Origin of the sequence: Spiribacter vilamensis (genome assembly GCF_004217415.1) — a bacterium.
Taxonomy (GTDB): domain Bacteria; phylum Pseudomonadota; class Gammaproteobacteria; order Nitrococcales; family Nitrococcaceae; genus Spiribacter; species Spiribacter vilamensis.
The window spans coordinates 1,908,271-1,930,711 of the sequence record NZ_SHLI01000001.1 but is presented as its reverse complement, the minus strand read 5'-3'; the positions used below and the strand labels follow the sequence as shown (position 1 = coordinate 1,930,711).

Below are 22,441 nucleotides of genomic sequence, written 5' to 3'. Positions count from 1 at the left end.
CGCCATCGCCTCTTTTCGTTACGATTGCACTTCGTCCGTCACTTCCGGTTCCGTTTCCGTATTAGCGCCCTCGCCATCCGGACGAGTGTTATCAACGTCTACGCTAGCGGGTAAGCGTTCGCCGAGGCGGGCAAGGTTGTTAAGCGAAACAAGGTGAGCATAGATCCACCCCATGTAGCCCTCTCGCACGAGCTCACCGACCTTGCCATCGGCGAGGGTACGAAGCCGCTCTTCATCCACTACGCGGAAACCTCGCAGGGAGAAGCGTTCCCCGTTGCGGGTGGTGATCTCAAGGTCTCGCTGAATAAGCAGATCAAGCGCGTTCAAACGCTCAACAAGCGCTGTTGTCTGCAGCATTTCAGCGCGGTATTGCTGCAAAAAGTCGATAATACGGTTGAGGAATACGGTGTATTTACCGTTTTCCTCAAACAGAGCCTCGCCTTCGTTACTATTGAAAGCGGGATAACTCTCGTCGAAGCAGACGGTAAAGTTGTCACCCTCGTCACCTTTAGCGAGCACAAACGGATAACGACGCACAAACGCCGGCACATAGGTGTTGGCAGCCCAGTCGCCATTCTTGCCACTGAACAGATTCTCATTCTCCCGCAGCCCGAGCAGCGCCACAGGGCCACCGTCCGTGTCACCAGCGAAGATCAGCGGATAATCGCGACTCGCCTGAAAGAACTCAGTTGCGGCCACCGGCACGTAATGGGTTTTGGCGGCAAAGGCGGTATCGCCATCCGCCGAATTAAGGCGTAGACGACGATGTTTGTCTTTATTCAGGGGGATAATCTGGTTGTACAACAGCATGAAGACCTCTTGGTATTTTAATTGCTTGTCATCCACCACTCCAGTTCGCGGAGATAGTGGCCTGGATTAGATAGGCGTCCTGATCGGCCTCGACATCGCGTAGCGGAACGCCTATCGCGACTTCAGCGCTCAACCAGGACGGGCCTTGCCAGCCCATGCCAACCCCAAGACTAAATGCAGACTCGCTGTCAGGGCTGGTGTCGTTGATATAGCCGTAGTCGAAGAATGCGAGCGGAACCAGTCGTTGGAGACCCTGGTAACGGGCCTCTATATTCGCGTAGTAACCCCGGGCGCCAGCGAGTGCACCCTGCGAATAGCCGCGCACACTGCTAGGCCCACCTGCCTGAAACAGCAGCGGCGAGGGCACCGCGTCATCGCGACTCCACTGCCAGGAACCACGTAGCGTTAGCAGGATGTCTTCGGTGGTTATAGCGTTGAAGCTGCCTGCACCTTCGAGAAACCAGTAGTTACGCCCGGTACCCAATACGTCTTCGATCTGCGCGTACTCAAAGCCTTGGCGAAACGTCCACTGTTTGTCTGGCAAGAAGCCAGTGAAACGTAATCCGGCGCTAATGCGGTCAGTCGTGAACTCGCTCAGCGACTGCCCCACTATCGTGGTTTCGGAATCACTGCGGCTCGCGCTCAAGGTGAAATCGCGCCATAAAGAATCGGTTCGCAACAAAGGCTGATCGAACTTCACCTGCGAGGTGCTGGATTCGCCTTCGACACTCAGATCGCTGAAAGGCCCCTCGATGATCTCTATACTCCCCTGGGTCTGTCGGACTTCCAGTCGTCCGGCGCGGCGGTTGACTGGGAATTGATAAGCGATCGAGGCGTTACGAGCACCTCCAGAGCTAAGAGCCAAGAGCGTGAGGCGATCGCCAAAACCGAACGGGCTGAACATCCCTAAATTGACACCGACACGCTGATCGCCCGTGCTCCCCGAGCCATGGTTATCAGCGAATACTGAAGCTGTGTAACGGGGAGGCTCCTGCACCTGCAGGCGAATATCAGTCTCTCCCGGCTCTTCACCTGCCCTCAACGATGCGCCGGCGCGGAGCTCTTCAGTGCGGTTGAGTCGGGTGATGGACTCACGTAAGGCGATCACGTCGAGGACCTCCCCACCCTCCAACGAAGTAATACGGCTGCGCACGTACTCCCCGCTGACGTGCTGCTGGCCAGATATCTCCACCTCACCGACTCGACCCTCTACGAGTTGGACGCGAAGAACACCGTCCTGGATACGCTGAGGCGGAATAATGGCACGGGCGGTAACGATTCCCTCGGTGGCATAGAGGTCGTTTACTCTCCCAATCATCCGATTGAGAGCGGCGAAACTCACCCGCCGATCAACATATGTACTGGCGATGCGCTGTAAGCGCTCCTCGGAGAGAAAATAGGAATCATTGAATTCGATGGCATTCAGCACGAAAAAATCGTTCGTCTCCGGCAGCTTGCCATCGCCGCTTGGATCGGCCCCGTCGATTACCGGACCATCCTCCAGGCGCTCACGCTCAAGCCGCTGTTCATCGCGTCGATTCAGCTCTTGTTGCAGGCCTTCCTGGAGAAAACCAGCATCAGGCGGAGAGGGATTCTGTTGAGCGAAAACCGGTGCAGCAACACCGATTACAACAGCCAGGATCCCAAGCGAGGTAACCAGAGAGGTCCGTAGATGCCTCCATTGCACGGGAAGATCCATTAATTCCCGCCCACAACCTGCCCCGCGTCGGAGAAGTCGAGATCGATCGACGAGGTATCCGCTGTCTCGCCAGCACCACTCCGGCGTAGACCGTTGTTATCCGAAACAGTCCTCAAATCGCCCATATTCAGAGCGGTCGTGTTCGGGTCTTCAGCCTGAACCGCATCCGCCGTAGCCACCGTGGGCACCATGCCAGTAGAGATCACCTCGTCGGTTATCACAGCGCCTAGCATGCGACTGATATCGCGATTGGCATCGCTCTCGACGCTGCGGCCATCCACGTTACGGTTAACGGCACGGTTATCGCTAAGATTGGGCGAAGTAACCGCAAATCCGGGACGGAAGTAGTTCACGTAAGCATCCGTGAAGGCCCAGGAGTCAGAGACCACGAGGCGGAAATCGTTGCCCGGCTCGTAGAGTTGCACATCGACCGGCTGGATCCGCGGCGAGACGTTATTCATCATCAAAGCCATTTCGGCCGTCTCAATCTCGAGGGTTTCGCCGATTCGGCCTCGATCGAACTGAAGGTATCTACTAGCGGTATCAACGCTTGCGCGCTTGGCACGGAACTGGTCGCCTACCAGTCTCGCGTCACTGTTGATGCCCAGGTCGACGTCCCGAGCCAGCGTATTGTTAGGCCCGACCACGTTGAAAACCATGATGTCGGCACCGCTCTGATTGATATCGGCGAATATGTCACGGCCCGTAAACCGAATCTCGGCCTCGACATCGATGAGAATCGCTCCGTCATCGTTGTTCAGGAGGTCTTCTCCAGCACGCAGGTCTGCGGTGTTTGCCCTCACCTCGTCCACACGCACATCTGCGCCGACAAGGGTGCGTGAAGAATTCGATAGACCGGCAAACAGTGTGAGAGCGTCGCCTGCGGTGATTTCTGTACCATTGATGTCATCGGTGGCACGCGCATCGATGCTGTCGCCGGCATTCAGGGCCGTAAAGTCCAACGCGCCGCGGGTTTCGATGAGCTGATTGCCGACGGCGACCACGTTGACCACATGGATGTCATCAAGCGCATCCAGACCGACGTCGCTGGCCACGTTGATGTCTTCCAGATCAAGCGTCCCAGTCGCGGCAAGGTAACTGTCACCACCCGCCGTCACGTTGCGCCCGGCAAGAGAACCCCCAGCATCAAGAGATATGCCCTCGCCTGCGGTGATATTCCCGCCGAAGGTCATCATGCCGCCGGACACGGCATTGACGCGGCCACCCGCCTCAATATCCTCCTCGATGGTGATGGACTCATCAGCTTCGAGCGTGACAATACCGCCTGCTTTCACAGAGGTCAGATCAATAACGCCCCCCGAGAAGAGTTCAGCGTTATTGCCCGCGACAATCCGCTCCAGGTCGAGATCGTCACCGGTCCGCACGAAGATGTTTCGGCCGGCTTTCATGGAGAGCTCGCCACCGAAGTCGGTGGATTCCAGCAGCAGGGAACCACCAGCCGCCACAGTGATATCTCGCTTGGAAACGGCGCGCTGACCAGTAACGTCTTCAACGGCCTGGAGCTCGACGTCGCGAGTCCGAGCCTCTACACGGTCAAACACCACATCTTGCCCCAGAAGGACGACATCGACTTCCGCTTCCGCGGATCCACCACGAACATTCCAACCCGAGAATACGTGCACGCTATCCGTCATGCTGACGAGTTGATCGAATCCGATGGTGGCCCCGTTGTGGTCCGCCCAGGTATCCGGATCCCGCGACTGTGTATTCGTCGGATCAACAGTGGTGTCGATCCGTAGACGACCCCGGACCTTGCCATCCCCCACAGAAGCGCCATTGGCGAGCACATCGAGGCTGCCCTGCAGCGCTCGAACCCGTTCCATCGCGGCGTGATTGTCGGCGATCACAGTGACGTCGGCGGTGGTGCTGCTGACGGTACCCAGATCTGTGTCTACACCGGCATCAATAGCGACCGCTTTGTCGAAGGTCAGCGCGCCGCGGGTGACCGCGGCATTTGCATCAACGACATCGGCGGTCACCGTGCCGGCCACACCCATAGCCAACTCGCCATTCCCAGTGAGCTTCCTGTAGGTAATATCGCCGGTGGCGGTCGTCTCGAGCTCCATCTGACCGTTGGTGTGCACGCTGCCGTAGAGCTGATCGCTCGTGGTGGTAGCGATAAGATCGTGACCTACCGTGCCCTGCTCGAGACTGAGTGACCATGCGTTCAGATTCGCACCTGCCGCGGCATCGAGCCGCTCTATGCCGGCATGATTGCCGGCGGTCATACTGACGCCCTCGCTGGCGCTGCTAACGGAGCCCAGCAACATATCTACGCCGGTGTTGATGTCGATGGCTTTGTCGAAGTTTAGGGTGCCGCGGGTAACCGGAGCATTTGCATCGACAACATTGGCAGTAATCGCACCGGCCACGTCCATAGCCAACTCACCATTCCCAGTGAGCTTCGTGTAGAGCACATCGCCGGTGCCAGTGGTCTCAAGCTCCATCCGGCCATCGGTGTGAACGCTGCCGTAGAGCTGATTACCCGAGGTAATAGCGGTAAGATCGCCGCCTACCAAGCCGTTCTCGAGACTGAGTGTCTGTGCGGTCAGAGTGGCGTTAGCGCCCGCATCAAGATCCTCTATCGCTACATTATCGGCGTCAGTCACGACCACGTTCGAATCAGTGCTAGTGACATCACCAAGCAGGATGTCTTCCCCGGCTTCGAGGGTGATAGCTTTATCGAACTCAAGAAGGCCGCGAGTAACCTCATCATTCGGCTTCACCACGTTCGCGCGGACCGAGCCTGCGACCTCCATGCTCAGCACGTCATCGCCAGTGAGCTGGTTATAGGCCACGGTACCGGTATCGGTGGTCTCGAGCTCCATCTGACCGTTGGTGTGAACGCTGCCGTAGACCTGATCAGCCGCGGTTGTAGCAGTAAGATCGCCGCCTACTGTGCCCTCCTCAACACTAAGTGACCGTGCGTCCAAAGTGGTATCAGCCGCCGCATCGAGAAGTTCTATGCCGGCACGATCGCCGGCGGTCACGATCACATTTTCTTCATCACTGCGGATGGTGCCGAGATTGGTATCGAGACCGACGTCAATAGCGATGGATTCACCAAAGGCCAGGGTGCCGCGGGTAACCGGGGCAGTTGCATCAACAACATCGGCAGTGAGCGTGCCGGCCACGTCCGTAGCCAACTCACCATTCCCAGTGAGCTCAGTATAGGTCACATCGCCGGTGCCGGTGGTCTCAAGCTCCATCTGACCGTTGGTATGCACGCTGCCGTATACCTGATCGCTCGTAGTAGTGGCGATAAGATCGTCACCTACCATGCCCTGCTCGAGACTGAGTGACCGTGCGTTCAGACTCGCACCAGCCGCGGCATTGAGGCGCTCTATGCCGGCATGCTTGCCGGCGGTCAACCTGACATCCTCACTGGCGCTACTAATAGCGCCCAACAACATATCTACGCCGGTATTGATATCGATGGCTCTGTCGAAGGCTAGAGTGCCGCGGGTAACACCGGCCTGAGCATCAATGAGCTCGGCCGTGACCTTTCCGTTAGCATCCATGGACAACCGGCTATCGCCAGTGAGCCGGGTATAGGTCACGTCCCCGTCACTGGTGGTCGTGAGATCCATGTCGCCTTCGGTTTGCACCATTCCATAGACCTGATCACCGGTTGTGGTGGCGATAAGATTGCCACCTACCAGGCCGTTCTCAAGACTAAGTGTCTGAGCGTTCAGAGTAGCGTTAGCGCCCGCATCAAGATCCTCTATCGCTACATTATCGGCGTCAGTCACGACCACGTTCGAATCAGCGCTAATAACATCGCCGAGTAGCATGTCTTCGCCGGCGTCGAGGGTGATGGCTTTGTCGAAGGCCAGAGTGCCCCGGGTAACCGGGGCAGTTGCATCAACAACATCGGCAGTGACCGTGCCGGCCACGTCCATAGCCAACCCACCATTCCCGGTGAGCTGGGTATAGGTCACGTCCCCGCCACCGGTGGTCCTGAGATCGATGTCGCCTTCGGTGTGCACAGTCCCATAGACCTGGTCACCGGTGGTGGCAGCGATAAGATCGCCGCCTACCAAGCCGTTCTCAAGACTGAGTGACCGTGCGTTCAGAGTGGCAGTGTCAGTGATATCAAGTCGGTTTAGATCGAGAGTGGCGGCCGAATTCAGATAACCGCCCCCTTGCGTGGACGTTACAACCCCCAGGTCTGCATCACCGCCCGCATTCATGTTGATATCGCCGGTAGCGATGATGCCATCAAGTCGAATACCAGCACCGGCATCCGTGAGGTCAACCGCGCCATTATTGGCCCTCACATCACCACCCTCGCCGGCGCGGAGCAGTTGCAGGTAGATAGCGCCGTCGTCAGCACCGGCATCAATGCGCTCAGCGTCCACCCGCACGGCTTGATCGGCAGCGCCGATACCCTTCTCTGCCCCCAGGACAACGGTAGCGTTGTCAGAGCGCAAACGGCTGTTGTTGGCCGCGGCGTGAATGTTGCCTCCAGCGGTCGCCGTGATAGCCGGATCAGTGACATCGTCACGCGAGCCAATTACGTCGGCGATCACCATATCGCCGGTTGTCACCAGACTCACCGCACGGCTGGCGTCGATGACAGCGCCACGGTCCATGAGCAGGAAAGAACTCAGGAGGTTGATGTTTCCATCTTCGGCCTTTAAGGCACCGTCATTGCCAAAACTCACTTCACCATTAGCAGTGACATTGATGTCATTCGAAACATTCGTGGCGGCCGTGAAGCGAATGCCACCGAGATCGGAATCGGCGCTCAGAGCACCACCGACGGTTAGCTCCCCAAACCGAATGCCGCCACTGGTCGCCTTCAAACTGACGTCGCCTGTAACACCCCCGGTTAGCGTACCGTTGTCGCCCATCTGCAACCGAAGTGCTCGACCGCCACCGTCTGCGTCGCCCTTAACGACGAAATCCAGAGAGCCGGTGTTGATATCGAATTCATCCAGCCCGCCAGCCGCATTATCCACAGCATTCACGCCATGATCGCTAATAAGACGAGTCAGGCCGCCGGCATTAATCTGTCCAATGCTCAAGCCTTCGTCCGACGTATCTTCAAGCAGGACATCGCCACCTGCCGAGGCGAGCCTCACGGCGCCGTGGCGAGCGTCTACGCCCAGGGCACCATTCTGCGCACCAGCGATTCGACCGGAGCCAGCGGAAAGGAAAATATCTCTACCGGCGCGTACCGTGGCTTCGTCGCTATTACCCAGCAGACTGCTATTCGTTAGCAGGCGCACATCTCTTTCATGCGATCGGACTTCATGAATGGGCAAATCGCCATCGGCACCAATGTAGACATTACCCTGTGCCATCGCATCGAAAGATTCCAGTACATTGACCTGCAGGAGGTCGCGACGACTCACGTCCAGCGCCTCAATGGCGCCCCCTGCGTCGAGGACTTCCTTCACATCGCCAGGCCCGGCAGTAATCAGTAATGCCCGTTCGTCGTCATTGAGATTACCGCCAAGCGCAATCCGGCGGCTCTCGATGTTCTGGCCGATTTCATTTCCGGCCGTCAGGCTCACGCTGCGTCCGTTGATATTGGGATCATCGCGCAGGGTTACCTCGGGCGCAGACACCAGTGCCGAGGCATTGATCGCGTTGCGCAACCGCTGTTCCGACCAGCCGTCAGCACCCGCCGTGAGATGGTCACGCTCGGCCTCCGTGGCGGTATAGCCCCAACCGCTCTCGAAGTCATTGGTCAGCAGAGTATCGGCATCCACGCCGTCTGCATCACCCAGCCGAGCAGTGATGTCCTGAATGCGGAAAGCCGCATAGGCATCCACCCCGGCGTCGGTAATACCTACTCCCGCCACTTCCGATGCGCGCTGCTCGATGGTGGCCTGCTGAGCCTGCGTATAGGCGACGCGGCCGTTCTCGACTGCCATCTGCTGGGTCAGCCAGAAGTCACCGGCACGCTGACGAAGAACGGCCCTGCCTGCCTCATCGAGCGTCAGGTTATCCAGATCAGTGGCATCGCCAGCGAGCTGGACGAGCTGGAAGTACTCGTTGTACCAGCGCTCCACCCTGGTCTCATACGCCTGCACGGTCCGATCGGCCGATGCCTGTGCGCCGTCGCCGAACAGGCCAATGGACTCCCACAACGCCTCAAGTTCGTCGCTGTCTACACTGGCAGCCAGCTCCTCGGTAGAGGCGTTATAAATGCCATCGGCCTCCAGAGTGACATCGCCGCCGGCATTGATCCGACCGATGAAAAGATCACCATCAGGAGCGGACACGTGAACATCATCGGCCGCGGAGACATCCAGGTGACCGCGCTCGCCCGGCGTTGCCGTGGTTGTGGCGCCATCGAGCTGTACCGCCAGTCGCTGATCGGCATCACCAACCCTGCCGCTGGTGCTTTCCAGCGAAATTGACCGGCCGCGGACAACCGGACCGGTGCCCGCACCATCGATGGCGACGATCGCCCCCGCCGCACTGAGGTCGACATCGCGCCCCTGTCCGGCATGGAGCCGTTTCAGCTCGACATCGGCGCCCTGCAGATCAGCGCGGATATCACCGCTTTGCGACGCCATTTCCACAATGCCGCCGCCCTCCAGCGTGGCATTGATACCGCGCGCTTCGGAGCCAATATCGCTATCGGCCAGGAGTGTGAGGTCACGAGTACGAATGGACGCCTGCTCCGCCCGGGTGATGCCACCGCCAACCTCCAGCCGGGTTTCGCCGCTGATGTTGCGCAGGCTGCCGGCCAGGCGCACATCGCCCGCGGATTCGATCCGAATGTTGCCCGCATCGTTACCCGAGAACTGGATATCGATCGGGTTATCGGCGCTGACGCTGCTGGTGGAGGTAAGCGTCCCGCCACGAATGACTCGGTACTGCCAGTTAAGGGCATCACCATCACTGTCCTCGCCCTGACCGTAGTCACGTCCATGGCTGACATTGAGGTTTTTACGGCTTATTCCGCTACCAGTCACCCTCTGTTCGAATCTGGGCGTATTGCTACTGTTGCCGGTAGTCACGCGCTCGGAGATAACCGACCACGGGTTGTCCTGCTCCGTGTTGCCGTTGCTGTCCACGAATCGCCAGTTGGTGACCCCGTAATCCCACCAGCTATCCCCGCTGATAACACTCCGCTCAACCCGGGCCCTGCGTTTCCATTCATAGCGCATGCCGTTTTCCGGGTTGTAGCCCCAGTGATCGTCCCGAGAGCCAGTCGTAACAAGGTTTGCGCTGTCCCACTCGCCACCCGTTCCATACCCGCGACGCACCTCCACATCGCCACCAAGCTCGTAGCGATACCAGGTCGTCTGGTTCCTTTGCCGATCCTCGATACGGATGTTGGCGACCTGATCATCGCCTGTATCGATATTGTTGATCACCAGATTCGCATCTGAATCATTGCGGACGTCCACATCGAGGTAGCCGTTATTCACCTCGATGGCTCCGTGGGTGCTGGTGCTCATAATCCGGCCCTTGAGGACCACGTTGGCACCGCTCGGCCGCGAGACGTTGTAGAGGGTGATCTCGTCGTCAGCAGCGTCGTACTGCGCGAGCATCGGCCTGCGACCATCCGGGCCGGAGACGCTCTCCAGTTCTGCATCCAGATTATTCTTATCGAGAATACGCCCCCCGGCGAAGACAGCCGTTTCGTTGGGGTTCAGGCCGCGCAGGGTCGCAACATTATCCTCGGTGAGGTGGATCCCGAGCTGATCCCGCCGCTCACCACTGACAATGCGGCCGTTGACGTCAATGTATTCAGCCTCGACAAAAATGGAGCCGCCCGCCGCGATTGGGTCGGCGTTGGCATTGGCAACATCGCCACTTCTACTGCTGTAAGTCGGGCGACTGTTGACGCGCCGCACACGCAGGTAACTCCCCCCGTCATGCAGCATCTGGTAATGCCCGTCGCTGAAATGGTTTGTGGTGGCCTCTTCCTCGCTGTACTCGTTCGGGTTGTAGTCGTTGCTGAGGTTGAAGAAGTGAACGGAACGGCCGGCGCCATAGGTGCCATTCTGACTGCGCAGCTCTGAATTATCGCCGCTGATGTTGTATTGAGTACTCGCCAACAGGTAGACGGCATACCTCTCCCCGCTCGGCAGGTATTCCTCGGACCGCCAGATCGCCGCGGGCGAGCCCTGCGACTGCCACGTCCCGCCGAGCTCAGAGATGATGAATGAGCCCTGCGGAACGTTGGCGCTGATCTCCCGGGCCGTTACATCCGCTCCCTGGATGTAGTCACCCGACACGTTGGTGATATCCACCCGTCCCAGGGGATTGGAGATAGCCCCGGTAACAACGATGTCAGGCGAAGCGTCGCCCGCTCCTGGCGCGGAGGCATCAAACGTGTTCTCCAGCACCACTTGCGGCTCCACCCCGGCATCGATAGCGTTGACGTCGAGGCCACTAAGACCATCCAGGTTGCCCCGCCCCGTAGCGCGGACATCACCTCCGGTACGGTCAGCGATCTCAATGCCCTCGATAACGATGCTCTGCTCCGAGGCGTTGCTAACACGAACCTCGGGTCCGCCACGCGCAGTGAGATCAGCGCTCCCGTCGATGCCGATCTGGTCGCCGTGGACAATCACGCTGCCGGCCGCCGCGAAAATGGGCATGATCTGGAGCCCGTCGGTCTCCTCGTCACTGGCGAGCTTCGAGCCTTCTTCCGATTCGATGATATCCGAGGGCACAAACCGGTAATCACGGAATATCAAGCCGTCATCACTCGCGCTGACATCGCCGCTTGCACTGATGTCGAGGCTGCGCTTCGCAAGGAATCCCGCCTCCACATTGCCGGAGAGGGTGACGCTGGTATCACCGTTAACATCGGTACTGGAATTGCCGCTAACAATGCTTAGCGCATCCAGGTAGGGGTTGTGGGCGCGGCCTGAAGCGGTCACCCGGCGCGCGCCATCGTAGGCTGCCAGTCGCACGTCACGGGCGCTGGTCAGGTCGCTGCCCTGACCGATGTTGACAGCGCCGCTATGTTTAAGCCGGGCCAACGCGTTGGCGCTGGTGTCAAGCGGCAGCGCATTGTAGTTATAGACGTTGGTTCGGGAGTTGAGCTCGAAGCGGCTGTCCTGCCGACCCTGCGGGCTCTCGCCGGTGGTCAGGTTAATGACCCCGAAGGAACTCATGCTGGTGTCACGGCCGAGAGCGATCGCCTCGTCCACCATCATGTAAACGTTGCTCGTACCACCGACGATACTTACGCCGCCGTAGGTCTTCGCCTGCGAGCGCATGCGTGTCAGATACCGACCCCACGCGGCCGCCTCGATACGATCGTCTGCGTGCCATGTGGTGCCGTCGCCAACCGTGACGTCCGTTGCCATCTGGCCGACCAGCACGGTTTCCGCCGACGCACCGCTGATACCGCCGCCGGTATCAAGCAGGACATCATCCCGGATGGTGACGGCGTTGTGGGCATTCAGCTCTACCTGGCCGCTACCATCCTCGCCGCCCGCCTCGGCCAGCACTGCAACGCCGTCACCAACCCGCACTCGGGTGTTACTGCTGCCAAGACCGTCACTGCCGGTAATCGCGAGCCCGTGGGACACGGCGGAACCTGCGGCCACGCCCCCGGAGCCCGCCTGCACACTATTGCCGTCGCCGATTTGCTGGATAACGTTGTGCGCATCCATGGTCAGGTTATTGGCTTGAATCTGAACGCCATCCCCGAGCCCGGATTCCACCGAGCTGCCCAGACGCGTGGTTGCGGCTGCTCCGCTCATACCGGCCACGGCCGCCTGGAAGGCATCTACGGAGGCGGCAAAGCGATCTTCATGTTTGGCTAAAACCCGCACATCACCGGCATCAAGCCGCGGCTGCTGACCGCCCTGACCGCTACCGAGTGTGGCCCGGGTGGTTGTACCTGTCGTAATCTCGCTGGTAGCGGCCTGGGCAGAGGCGACACCCCCACTGCCCGCCAGCACATCCGTGACGTTCACGTCCTGACCATCGGCACGCACGGTGACATCGCCCGTACGGTCTGCGTTTGTCCAGGCGTTCCGGCCCAGCTCGGCAACAGTTGCACCACCGGATTGCGCATAGGCCAGGTTGGCGCCAGCCGCAACGATACCGGCGCTAACTCCGGTGACCCCGACTTCCTGAGCACTTGACCGCGTAGCGTCTACGGTGACGTCGCCGTCCGGGAGCAACACGCCGTCGCCTATGCTTGCCGTCACGTCGGCATTGGTATTAACCGTTGCTACCGTGGCATTCGCGCCCGCAATAATGCCGCCACCAGCGGCAATGGACTCGGCGCGTACGTTGGGACTGTCGCCGCGGCTGTCGCGCTGGGCACCCAGGCGCGCCGTGACATCGAGATCACCGTAGGTGGTGATATCGGCGCTGTCACCGATTTCACTGATGACGTCGGCGCCAAGTGTCGCCGAGGCCACCGAAACACCGATACCCACGCCACCCGCGACGGCTATCCCTTCGGCTTTCGTCGACACCTCGGTATCAGATACCGCATCCACGGCAATAGTATCGTCGGCGGTAACATCACTGCCTGCGCCAATGCGTGCGTTGACCGTGCCTTGATCCTCGGCAACGACACCCACACCGACACCCGAACCAACGATACCGCCGGCGGCGGCGAGACCGTCTACACCCACTCCGCCGCCACTGAGCGCATCAATATTGACTGCGCGTGCCTGCAACATCGAACCACCGCCGACGGCAGAAATAACATCGGTGTTACGACCGCCATAGCCGACTACGACGCCTGCCGCACCGAGGCCACCAATCGTCACACCGTCCGCTTCCACGGACAGACTGGAAAGGTCACGGGCGCCAAGATCAATCGCATCCGCAGCGGTGATATCACCGTTAATCTGGGCGGCGACCTGGTTATTCAGCTGGGCAACGGCAACGGCGGCACCCAGGCCGAGGCCGACGGCCCCCTGACCGGTCAGGACTTCCTGCTCGACACTGTCATTTTCGTTCTCGAACGAGCCGGTGGCGGCGTCAACAGCCACCGCATCGCCGGCGTTCACCGTCGACTGGCCGTCGATACTCGCACCAACGTTGGCATAGGAGAAAAGCATGCCGGCGGCGCCGCCAACCGCCGCCGTATTGGCGACAGCGACGGCGCCGGTGAACTGCGCCGTGTGCAGGCGCTCGTCGGCCTTTACGGCCACATCACCGAAGGTATCGACACGACTGCTGCGAATACGGGCGGTGGTTTTGTGGCCGCCGCCATTATCAAGGTCAGCGCTGGAGCTCTGATTGGTCTGGCCATTCAGTCCCTGTTGCTCGGACTCATCAAGGATGGGGTCACCCTGGCCCGCCACGTCGCCGAAAAGATCAACGCGTTCGGTATCACCGGTTTCCGAATCGGTGATATCAAACTGGAAACGATGACTGGCATCTTTCTCGTCGCTGTCGTCGCTGGCGAGGGTATCGGCGGAGAGAACATCGTCGAACAGACTCAGGGTGCCGTCATCCCCGTAATCGAGATCTTCGCCGGGGTCATAGGTGTTCCCGTCCTCGTCGACATAGACCGTATTACCGCTACCCAGGACCGCTAACGCCAGGCCGCCGGTCAGCGCCGTATCGCCAACGGCGCCCGCGGCGGCGATCTGCCGTGCGCGTACCCCGCGCCGGGCCGCCACGCCGACATCGCCGTTCGCAATAACATCAGAATCGGCGAGTTCAGCGCTGAGATTACTCTGCATCACCAGCACATTGACTGAACCGGCGCCCGCAATGAGGCCGGCCGAGGCGGACCCAGCGATGGTGCTTGCGCCGACGGTTTCAGAGGCGTCGATCGCGAGCGATCCGATGCGGCTGTCCTGATCACCGAGATTCGCCCCCTGAACCCGCGCACGGGTGGCGTTATTGACGACATTCAGCGCGGCCGCACCCGAGATGGCACCGGCGCCCGCACCAGCGCCAAGAACATTGTTGAACAGCGTGGTATCCGTCTCGGCGTTAACGCGCACATCACCGCCGTTCGTATCGATGTCGGTACTGCCGTTGCCGTCACCCTCGATAAAGGCGTCCACAGCGCCATCCACCAGGCTGAACGTGAACGAGCCACTTAACCCAACGGCGCCGATGGAGATGGCCCCGGAGTGTAGATTGACGGCGCGGTCATTGCGGGCATCCACGTTGATGGCGTTAACGTCTGCGGTGACATTGCGAACGCCGGCACTCGTCTCGCCGAGCAGGGTCACGGCGGCAAAGGTCCCTCCCGCACCGACACCACCCAGCGCGGCTGCCAGCGAAACGCTGGTTCCCTCCTGCGTGGCATTGGCAAAGATATCCAGATTATTGGCGTTGCCTATATTCGCGTTATAAAGACCGGCCTGGGTGTCACGGGAGATGACCGATGCGGCAAGCACGCCCGCCCCGGCGAAGGTCGAGGCAGCACCGGAAAGCGCGTAGTCCACGGTGAGGCTATGGCTGGAGGCACCGACACTAACGTCTTGCGCCGCACGATTACCGGCGTCGTTATCGTTGATCGTCGCCCCGTCCACGACTGCGCTTGTACGGCCATCCACCACGTTTGTGCCCGCCAGCACAGCACCGGCGAAGCCGGCAATACCAAAGGTAGAGATATCGGGAATGGCCGCGGCCAGCGCCGATGACACGGTACCGACCTGCTGTGTGGAGCTCGCGTGTACCGCCAGACCGGTCACTTCCTCAGTCTCTTCGGCGAGGTCAGCCGCCGGATTGAACTCGAGATCTCCGAGTCCAGCGAAAGCCGACGCCTCGTCATCGCTGCCGGTGAAAAAGCCGTCGGGGTTATCGGCCAGCTCCTCGTCATCGCCAGGACCGATCTGCGGATCGCCCTCGAGGTTGCCCGCGCTAACCTCGAGCGTGTCATTGGGATCGAGGGCCAGGGCGTTAACCCGCGTAGTGCCGCCATCGATTCCGGCATGCGTGCGGCTGTTGACGAGGTTGACGATCGCGCCGGCACTACCCGCCCCGCCCTGAGTGGCAAAAGAAGCAGCACCAGCCGCAACGCGCACAATGTCATTGCTGGTGGCAGTCACACCGACATTGTTGCGGGCTTCTACATCGGGATCGCCGGCAGCGTCATGACCATGGCGGCCGATCCGCGCGGTGGTCTCGGTGCGCATGATATTGACCGCCGCCGAGCCGGCCAGGGCGGCACGATTGGCACCCGAGGCACCCAGCGCCACGGTCTGAATGGCCGCGTTGCTCTGAGCGTCCACCAGCATATTAGTGCTTCGGTAGTTCGCACTGTCGCCGCCCTCGACGAAGGCGTCAACGCTATTACCCAGATAGTTAACGGCACCGGTACCGCCAACGGCGGCGGTCTCCGCTACCTGCACCTGACCGGCAACCGAGTCGATACTGCCGTTCTCCTGCGCCTGCACGGTGATATTGCGCGTGGTCGCCCAGTCGGAAACGTCGGTGTTGATGTGCGAAGCGCGCAGACCGGCACTTAGCTGCGATTCGAGCACGTTGACCGTCAGCGCACCGCCCACAGCTGCTGTGCCGGCGGCACCGCCACTGGTTGCGAGGGTCTGAATGCTGCCATTGTTCGCGGTTAGCACGTCCAGATCACCGCTCAGCGTCAGGTCACTACCGGTCACCAGGGCCTGGCGTCGGTTGAGCATGACATTGACGCTTGATGCCCCGCCGACGGCCGCCGTACCGGCGAAGCTGGCGTTACCCGACGCCGTGCGGATAGCCATGTCACCCGTATTGCTCAGTTTCACCGAGGCTGCAGAGACCGCGGCATCTTGGAGGATGACATCCTCGGCCCCGTCGATAGTGGACAGTGCGAGCGATCCGGTGACGGCGGCCGTACCTGCACCGGCAGCAGAGGCGGCAATGGAGTCGATCGTGGCCGTCCCGCCCGAGGCAAGGCTGACGCTCCCGGCGATGTCCAGGGATCCACCGTGCACCAGCGCTTCCCGCACGCCAGAGAGGGTATTGGTAACGTTCGCGCCACCGACGGCCGCCGTCCCCGCACCACCCACATTGCCGGAGATACTGCGAATAATGCGCTTGCCATCGTTGGCGCGCACCGACAGATCGCCCGCCGTGGAGGTGATGTCGCTATTACCAGTGATGCTGGCGGTTTCGCTCCCCACCACCGTGTTGATGGTCGCTGACCCCAACACGGCCGCAGTACCGGCACCACCGCCGGCGCCCGAACCGGTATTAATCTCGGTGTCGGCACCGGCGAGGACATTGATGTCGTTATTCGCCATCACCGTGACGCCATCCAGGCCGGCCTGGCGATCCGTCGCAAATGTGTTGACCGTCAGTGCGCCACCCACCGCTGCGGTGCCCGCCCCCTGGGCATTACCGGCGGCGGAGATGATTCGGAGGCTGTCACCAGCGGCGGTGACATCAACCCCTCCGGCGGTAATCGTGCCGCCTTGAATACGAGATCGACTGTGGCCGGCGATCGTTGCGGTAACCAGCGAACCGCCAACCGCTACCGTACCCGCGCCGCCGCCACCGACCGCCATATTGATGATGTCGGCATCGTAGACAGAGCCCACCTGCGCACTGTTGGCCACGGTAATGTCGCTGTCACGCACCAGGGCATCGCGCTGAGATTCAATGGTGCTGATGGTGAATGATCCGCCGATGGCCGCCTTACCGGCGCCACCGAACTGGCCCGAGCCGGCAAAGATTTCGCCAGCATTGAGTGCGTCATCCCCCGTTTCCACCGTCAGGCTGCTAGCGTTCAGCGTGCTATCGACGAGCTCGGCGCGGGTGCGATCGACGTGGGTGTTGAGGTTGAGCGAGCCGCCGAGGGAAACCTTGCCCGCGCCCTCGCCACTGATGGAAGCAGACAGAATCCGACTCTGGCGCGCACCACGCACGGCGGCGCCGCCGGTCAGCATGACGTCGGCATTATCAACTCGAGCGATCGTCTGCGACGCTAGCGCGTCGCTAACCTGATCTTCGTCACCGAGCCCCCCGGTATGATTGATCGCCGCCGCGGCGCCCCCCGCCGCCTTGGCGGAGCCGGAGATGTTGCCTGCGAAGGAGAGGATGTTGGCGCTGCTCACACCACTGACGCGCAGGTTGTCGGCCCCGAGCGTGCCACCCTCAAGCGCCGCCTCGGTACGTCCGGCAATGACGTTGCCGCTAAGCGAACCCATACCGGCATAGTCACCGCTGGTCACCGCGGCGCCGATGCTGACGCCCAGGATAGCGCCGGTGTCGCGAGCATCGACGCTCACATCACCACCGGCGTCCACGTCGGCCTGATCGATGCGCGCTGTGTACTCGTTGGAGATCGTATTCAGGGCGATTGAGGCGCCGACATTATCGGAGCGACCGGCCTGAAGCGTGCCAGCTATCCCGACAATGGCACTGCCACTGCTGGCGACGTCAGCCGCGTTTTGAGGTAATTCGTACTCGTAATCGGGCTTGAAATTATCATCGCTAGGGTCGGCATCGCCGCCATCCGGAATGGCTACATCAAGCCCGTTGAGGGCAAAGTCGACGTCATCCTCATCAGGACTGGCGTTAAGATCGTTGAGGTGCGCCAACCCCTCCTCAACATCTTCATCCAGATCGGCCGCCGTGACACGCACCTCGCCGGTGGTAATCACCGAGCTGTCACGTCCGTCACTGCTCTCGATGGAAGCGTCCACGGTATTGTTGATGAGATTAAAGACCAGCGTGCCGGCGAGGCTGACCGAATCCTCCTGATCCGAGAATGCACCCACCGCGCCAGCGCCAAGAATGCGATTACGCGTGAGCGCACGCACACCCAGTGCACCCATATCAACGTCCACACCCGCGACGGTCGCGTCCGTGGTGTTACCGATATTCGACAAAGTGAACGCCGCACCCACGCCGGCAGAGCCACCGGAGACCAATGAACCACCACCCGTGGCAATGCGCGTGCGGTCGTAGGCGAGCACGCTCATGGCAGCGTCGTTGCCATCGACATCACCCGCCTGAGCAATATCACTGTCGCGCACCGACGCCTCAGTACTGTTAGCGGTCCAGTTGACGGAGGCGGAGCCAGCGGCAGAAAAGCTCGTATCCGAGGTGTCTCCCCCAGAGAGGTTCATCGCCAGTCCCAGACCAAGGGCGACCTGATCGCCTGCACTCATGGACTCGACACGGGTATCGCCGGCGTCCTGGAGCATCACGTCATCAAGGGTCGCGACCGTCTCGTTCTGCAGGATGTTCAGTGACACTGCGCCGGCAAGCGCGGTCTGGAACGAGGAATCGTCACCACCAGCCTTGATCACCGATCCGGCGCCGGCTGTCCCCAGCATAAGCGTGTCGTTGACCGCCTGGATATCGGTGGCTACGGCCACGTCCTCGTCTCGCGCCGCAATCGTGCCGCCTTCAACGCTGGCACGAGTTTCCTGACGGGTGAGATTGACACCCACGCTGCCGGACGCGGCGATATCAGGGCTTGAGCCCTTGCTCTGATTACCGGCCGTACTGGAGGTGTCCGTCGAACCGGCCGACGCGCTGCCGTTGATTTCGTTGCCCTCCGCAGGGGTTTCCCTGTTGGCGTCCTGCTTGCCACGGATTTCGTCGGTAGCGGCGTTCAAAAGCGGGATGTTTTCTGCCAGATCGCCCGCCTTGTCACGAACCTGGCCAACACGAGACGTGATAGCGCCCTTGCCCTGTTGCATGAGGCTGGCGTTGTCGCTTCCACCGCCGCCACTGGCATCGTTATTGCTGCTGTCATCATCGCTATCCACCGCGGCGGCACCCGCCACGGCAAAGACGCCGGCCTGACCGGCGGTGATGGCCTCGACGGTGAGCTCATTCACGCGCAAATAACCACCCGCAGGCGCACCCGCGACGGTCAGACTGTCCGGATCTGCGAGGAACGGGCTGTCACGACGGTTATCGCCAACGTATGCCAGACTTTGCGTGGCGATGTCGTTAACGGCCACACCGGCACCGATACCGATGTTCTCGCTCACCGCTACCGCGCCAGCAGCGGTCCAGACAGAGATCGTCTCGTCAGCATCAATGGTCAGCCGATCGGCCGTGACGTCGGCGGACGCAGCCATCGACGCTCGAGTGCCCGTATCCATTCGCGAGATAGCAAAGGTGCCATTGAGCGCGGCCTGGTCGGCCTTGCCGGCGCTCGGGGCGAGCGAGACGATCTGGTGGAACGCCTCGGCCTCAACGCTGATAGCCTCTGCCTCGATAAGAGCCCCATCACCGATACCGGCAATGGTATCGCCGGTGTACTGGGTCCAGTTGAAGGCACCGCCGAGAGCCGTGCCGTCCTCATCATCGGTATCTCCGGTGCCGAAGAAATCCAGCCAGCCGAAATTCCCGGCGACATTGATACTGATAACGCGCTTGCGTGCATCCACGGCGAGTGGCCCGGACCAGCTCCATTGCTGATCCTCACCAAGGTCGGTCGTCCAGGTTGCATCGGCTGCCGCGACCTTGATGTCGGCGCCATCACCGATCCAGGCAGTGCTGGTCTGATCGGCATTGAATACGTTCACTGACCCGGCAAGCCCGACCTTCTCAGCACTACCCGTGCTGTTCGCCGTGCTATTGAATAGATGTCCGGCCAGATCGCGGGATTCGTTGAGGTCCTTGAACCACGAAAAGACATCAGTGACATCCCAGAAACTGTCCATCGAGGTGAATACGTTCTCCGCATCAACAACGTTCTGCAGCTCATCACTGAGGTTGAGGGGGATATCGACCTCGCTCCCCACTCCGAGACGTTCCGCGCGGATAAAGCCGTTGTCGCCAACCGTTGCGGTGGCGCCGTGGTGGTGATCGGCCCAGTTCACCGCGGCACTGGTCGTAACACTCGCATTGCCGTCCTCGGTAGCAGCCGCCACAGCGCTCTGCGCGCTGTTACGAATGCCGCTGTCGGAGACGCGTGCCAGCACGGTAACGTCGCCATCGGCGCGGATTTCGGTGCCATTGGCGATACTGGCGTGGCTGTCCTGGCTGGTGTCAGCGATCGAAAGCGCCCCGCTCAGACGGAACTTATCGGCAATCTGGCTGGCGACGCTCTCCGTATCCTGTCTGTTCTGTTCGGGTTCTCCCGTGTTGCTGGAAGTGGTGATGCTGTCACCAAGACCGGGAATCTTCGACGCCAGCGTCGTACCGAGGGAAGCGGCCTGATCGGTCACCGCCTCCTTGGCGTTATCAGAGACCTTTTCCTTGATTTTGTCCCAGGTGCCGGGCTGGTCCTTGATCGTGCCGCTAGCCGTCGTGGTGTTGGCAGTCGTTTCGGTGTTCGCCAGCACACTGATATCGCGGACACCCGTCAGACCGGTGCCAAGGCTCGCGTTCGCCTCGGTATTCACCAGAGAAAGCGCGAAACTCACACCCGCGACGCCCTCATCACCATCCACCTCGACTTTGGAGGTGGTGGTAAACGCATTCTGATTGTCGGCCTCTACCGCCACGTCCCGGGCGGTAATACTCGCGCCGCTTTCGATCACCGCTTCCGTGGTGACATCGGCATAACTGACAGCGATGCCCGCCACAGCGGCGTTTTGATCGCCATCTTCGGGCTTGGGCTCCGCCGCATTGAGCAGGCTATTCTCACTTGCCGCACGCACGGCGACATCGCCGCTAGCGTCGATACTGGCACCGTCACGAACAATAACGCTGGTCTCGCCAAGCTGGACAGCCGCAGCGATGCCAAGGCCGAGCTGCTCCACGGCGCTCCCGGTACGGGGCCGATTGATGGTACGCGTTGCGTTGGCATCTACATCCACATCACCGCTGGCCGTCACATCGGCGCCCTGCACCAGTTCAACGCGGGCGTCGCCATCGGTCACGGCGGCGGAGCCGAACAACTCAATGGCGCCATCCAGCAAAAGCTCTCCGGGACGCTGGGTAGCCAGATCCTCCATGAAAGCGGTGACCCCACTGAATCGTTCAGCCACCGTGCTGTCGGCAAGCTCATCAGGTCCGCTCTCCAGATCGGCGACAACGTTGGTCTCGGCAACCAGCCGAACATCGTCACCCGTGATCGCACCGCCCACGGTGACGTCGCTGCTGCCGCCGGCAACACCCACGGCCAAATGGTGGGAGGTGCGGGCGCTTACCACGATATCGCCATCTGCGTGCACGCTACCGGTATCAGCGATATTGACGCTGGTGTCCGCACCAAGCTCATGGCGGGCACCGATAACGATGTCGCCACCGTCAGCCGATGCGAAATCCGCGGCCTCAAGGCCATCCGTGTTAACGCTCGCTTCAAAAAGCGCCGCCTGTGCGCCTGGAGTAGCCGCGTGCATTTCGCCGGAGACCTCGATATTCACGCCCTCAAGGTGAATATCGGCACTGGTGTTAATCCGTCCTCCCACCAGAACACTTGCCGTGGGGTTCTGCGGAGCCTGACCGTCGAGCAGACGCTGAACCGCATTCGCGTTGATCGCGTGATTACCCGGATCGATCAGGTCATCCATGAATGATGCGGTTGGCGTGGTCAGCAACAGGCTGCCCACATTCAAGGTGCCGGAGGCGCCAACAACAATGCCGTGAGGGTCGGCGAAAACAACGTGACCACCCACCGCTCCCTCGATCAGGCTATTGACCGTGCCATCGATAACCGCCTTTGAATCGTGCACCAGGTTGACGAGATTGCTGGTGCCGTTGGGTAAATGCAGATCGACGGTGTCGCCGGTAACGACTCGGAAGTGCTTAAAGGAATTGAATGCGCTGTTGCCCTGGGTCGTATTCGTCGTAACCGACGTCCGACCGGCATCGGTGGTAACTGTTGTGGCGGTACGCCCATCAATCTCGAGGTTGGTCTGGAGCTGTTCGGCCGTTGCTCGAGTGGCATAACCGCATGCACTCATGGCCGCGAGTATGGCAATGGTCGGCCGATCAAGGGGAAAGCCAGTCACATCAGTATGACTTGCCGTTCCGGCAAGCCGTGTCGTCTTCTGCATTGGGCGTCCTGTATTGGAGGCTCCGCCGACATTGGCGGTACTCCGAGTGTTATCTCCAGAGTTGACGCTATACCGCGGGGGTGGGCTGTCC

The 22,441-nt window shown here is 60.7% G+C and carries 3 protein-coding genes; all 3 read right to left on the bottom strand.

What is annotated here, in order from left to right:
• Window positions 1-18: 18 nt before the first annotated feature.
• From EV698_RS09540 to EV698_RS09530, 3 genes are read right to left on the bottom strand one after another with little or no spacing between them, the layout of a single operon-like run.
• Window positions 19-846, bottom strand: a complete 828-nt coding sequence (locus EV698_RS09540) for a SapC family protein (RefSeq protein ID WP_239016258.1) — start codon at window positions 844-846, stop codon at window positions 19-21.
• Window positions 839-2,509 (bottom strand): ShlB/FhaC/HecB family hemolysin secretion/activation protein, encoded by a 1,671-nt coding sequence (locus EV698_RS09535; RefSeq protein ID WP_130503838.1) that lies wholly within the window; start codon window positions 2,507-2,509, stop codon window positions 839-841. Before EV698_RS09535 ends, EV698_RS09540 begins: the two co-directional genes overlap by 8 nt.
• A complete protein-coding gene (locus EV698_RS09530) occupies window positions 2,509-22,350 on the bottom strand; it encodes a leukotoxin LktA family filamentous adhesin (RefSeq protein ID WP_130503837.1) in 19,842 nt (6,613 codons plus the stop codon). Before EV698_RS09530 ends, EV698_RS09535 begins: the two co-directional genes overlap by 1 nt.
• Window positions 22,351-22,441: the final 91 nt, after the last annotated feature.

What these genes read in the sequence shown, in the direction of transcription:
- EV698_RS09535 (WP_130503838.1), bottom strand. Translation starts at nt 2,509, where the DNA reads ATGGATCTTCCCGTGCAATGGAGGCATCTACGGACCTCTCTGGTTACC.
- EV698_RS09530 (WP_130503837.1), bottom strand. Translation starts at nt 22,350, where the DNA reads ATGCAGAAGACGACACGGCTTGCCGGAACGGCAAGTCATACTGATGTG.